Source organism: Maricaulis sp. (assembly GCF_039978735.1).
In the GTDB taxonomy this organism is placed as follows: domain Bacteria; phylum Pseudomonadota; class Alphaproteobacteria; order Caulobacterales; family Maricaulaceae; genus Maricaulis.
Map to the genome: position 1 here is coordinate 1 of NZ_JBDWAS010000004.1, position 2,957 is coordinate 2,957.

The 2,957-nt window shown below is 66.2% G+C and carries 2 protein-coding genes; both read right to left on the reverse strand.

Features of this window, described 5'->3' with window-relative positions:
- Window positions 1-73 precede the first annotated feature (73 nt).
- Window positions 74-1,348 carry an amidohydrolase family protein gene (locus tag ABJO18_RS00855; RefSeq protein ID WP_348507341.1) on the reverse strand — a complete coding sequence of 425 codons (1,275 nt, stop codon included), beginning with the start codon at window positions 1,346-1,348 and terminating at the stop codon, window positions 74-76.
- On the reverse strand, window positions 1,348-2,799 hold the full coding sequence (locus ABJO18_RS00860; protein ID WP_348507342.1) for an amidohydrolase: 1,452 nt from the start codon (window positions 2,797-2,799) through the stop codon (window positions 1,348-1,350). The genes ABJO18_RS00855 and ABJO18_RS00860 overlap by 1 nt, the downstream gene beginning before the upstream one ends.
- Window positions 2,800-2,957 lie beyond the last annotated feature (158 nt).

The window sequence follows — 2,957 nt, forward strand, 5'->3', positions numbered from 1 at the left end:
CGTGAAGGCGCGGCCGCAGGTGGGCGCAAAATACGGACACCGTTCGTTGTGTCAACGCAACAGGGCCGAAAGCCTAGCGTCTGTAGGCGAATGGCGTGTCGTCCGTGATATTGATGTAACGGTCTCGCAGTTGAGTCTGCCGCGATTCAAGCGCAGTCGGCTCGCCGTCGATGAGGACTGCAACCGGTGCACTCATCACTTCCAGCGGATCGCCATCCCACACCACGACATCACCGGCATAGCCCGGAGCGAGGGCGCCATAGCGGTCCCCGACGCCGTAGATTTCCGCCGGTGTCAGTGTGATCGCGCGGAAAGCCTCATCCCAGGGAACGCCGTTGGCAACGGCATTGCCGGCATGCTGCGGCACCAGGCGGGCGTTGAAATATCCGTCCGCCGTCGGGGCCGTGGAATAGGCGACATCGACACCCGCGGCCTGCAGACGCGCCGCGTTCTGCAGCGAGGCACCCAGCGCATCGAAGGAAGAAGGCAGGTCTTCCAGCGGATCCACGATCACCGGAATGCCGGCCGCGGCCAGCTCCTCGGCGACCATCCAGCCTTCCGCTGCCCCGACCAGGATCAGCTGGATCGGTGCATTGTCGGCCTTGAAGCGGATCGCCCGGCGGATGTCGGCTGCACGATTGACGGCCATGACCAGCGGCACGCGGCCGCGGGCGACGGGCAAGAGGGCCGCCGCGTCATAGCGGTTCAGCGCGTCGCCTTCATGATCGCCCGAGAAACGCCCCGGATAACCGCGGGCATCGGCCAGTGCGGCTTCCAGGAAGGCCCAGGCGGCCGGGCGCGAGCCGCCGGCGCGGCTGGCGCCCGATTCGGACAGGTCGGCATAGACGAAGCTGCCGGCCTGGAAGAGCGAGTCGGCATCGCCGCTCGTGTCGATCAGCGCGCCCTGGCCGGCGAAGATATTATGGCCGGTGGACGGGAAGATCGCCGCCCGCGTAACGCCTTCCACCCGGTTGGTGGCGAGATAGGTGCCGGCCGGGTTGAAACCGTCGGCAACATCGAGGGCGACCGAGAAGGGCGACTCGTCTGCGCTGTCGTCCGTGGTCGAGCCTTCCAGGCCGACCTCGATCAGGCCGAGCTGGGAGAAGGCGGCGAACACGCCGGGCGTGACCCAGTTGCCGGACGCATCGATCACGGTGGCGTCCTCGGGGATTTCCGCCCCTGCACCGACCGCAACGATATCGCCGTCACGCACGATAACGGTGGCGTTCTCGAGAATGCCGGCATCGGTATTGGTGACGACCCGGCCATTGGTCACGGCATAGGTCTGGGCGGCAGCCGGTGCAGCGAGGGCCAGACTGGCCGCCAGAACTGAAATCAGCTGTTTCATTACTGCTCTCCTTCGCCGGGCTGGCCGAGCATGAAGTCGCGGACGGGCTGGAGATCGCTGTTGCGCCGGTCATAGCTCAGCGCACCGTCGATCCAGACCTGGTCGGCCCGCGTGTAGGTGGAAAAGGGATTGCCGGACCACAGCACCACATCGGCGCGATAGCCTTCCTGCAGCGAACCGGTCTCGTCGCCGATGCCCAGAGCCTGCGCCGGACGCGAGGACGCCCAGGCCCAGGCTTCGGCCTCGGAGATGTCCAGGCCGGCCCGGCGGCCGTCGGCGAGCGCCTTGGCGATTTCCTGGTTGAGACGCTGGATGCCGTTGGCGTCGTCCGAGTGGATCATGGCGCAGGCGCCATTGGCGTGCGTCATGGCCAGGTTTTCGCGGACCGTGTCATAGGCTTCCATCTTGAAGCCGCCCCAGTCGGCCCACACGGCGGCACACACATTGTGCTCGGCCAGCAGGTCGGGGATCTTGTAGGCCTCGACAGCGTGGTGGAAGGTCGTGACCTGGTAGCCGAACTCCTCGGCCATATCCATGATCTGGGCCATCTGGTCGGCGCGGTAGCAGTGCTGCTGGACCAGGATCTCGCCCTCCAGCACACCCATCAGCGTGTCCAGCTCGAGATCCTGCGTCGGCGGATCGACATCCTCGCCATTCTCGGCGGCTTCCCAGTATTCATGCCAGCTGTCGCGATAGTTCGACGCCTCGATCCAGGCGGCGCGGTAACCGGCCATATTGCCCATGTCGGTGGCCGGCGAGCGGCCGCGATTGCCATAGACGCGCGACGGGTTTTCGCCGCAGGCCATTTTCAGCGTGTAGGGCGCGTCCGGGAATTTCATCTCCTGCACCGTACGCCCCGGCACATTGCGCAGGGTGATGCCGCGGCCGCCGAACAAATTGGCCGAGCCGGGCAGGACGTGCAGCGTGGTGACACCGCCGGCCAGCGCGTGCTCGAAACCGGGGTCCTGCGGCCAGACCGAGTGCTCGACCCAGACTTCCGCCGTCACCGGCTCGGTCGCCTCATTGCCGTCGGAATGGGCGCTGACGCCCGGCGAGGGATAGGCGCCCAGATGGGAGTGGATATCGATAATGCCCGGCGTGACATAGCGGCCTGCGCCATCGACCACGGTCGCACCGTCCGGCGCTTCCAGACCGGTACCGACAGCGGCGATACGGCCGTTTTCGATCAGCACGTCGCCATTCTCGATCTGTCCGCCGATCCCGTCGAGCACCGTGGCGCCACGGATCAGCGTCGTGCCGCTGGGCCGCGGCGTATAGGTGGACGGATACGGATCCAGATTGATCCGGACGATATCGCCGGATTCGCCCGAATTGCTGCCCGCGGACCCGGCACTGCCCGAGGAGGCGGTGTCCGAGCCACTGCTGCAGGCAGCCAGGGCGATTGCGGCTGTACACACCGCAAGGGCTGGCAGGCTTGGCTTCAGTGTCATCGTGATATCCCCATTTGCGTCCGCAGGCCTTGTGCCGCCAGCGGAGGAGCGGGGATTGAACGCGCTTCGGGGCCAAGCGTCAAATGCTGCAGCGATGATTTCCGCGGGAAACCGAAAGCACTCCGGTCGCTAAGAAAAAGGCCGGCCCGGATTGCCGG

Bases quoted from the DNA above. Each gene is read 5' to 3' on its own strand.
- ABJO18_RS00855 (WP_348507341.1), bottom strand. From the start codon at position 1,348: ATGAAACAGCTGATTTCAGTTCTGGCGGCCAGTCTGGCCCTCGCTGCA.
- ABJO18_RS00860 (WP_348507342.1), bottom strand. From the start codon at position 2,799: ATGACACTGAAGCCAAGCCTGCCAGCCCTTGCGGTGTGTACAGCCGCA.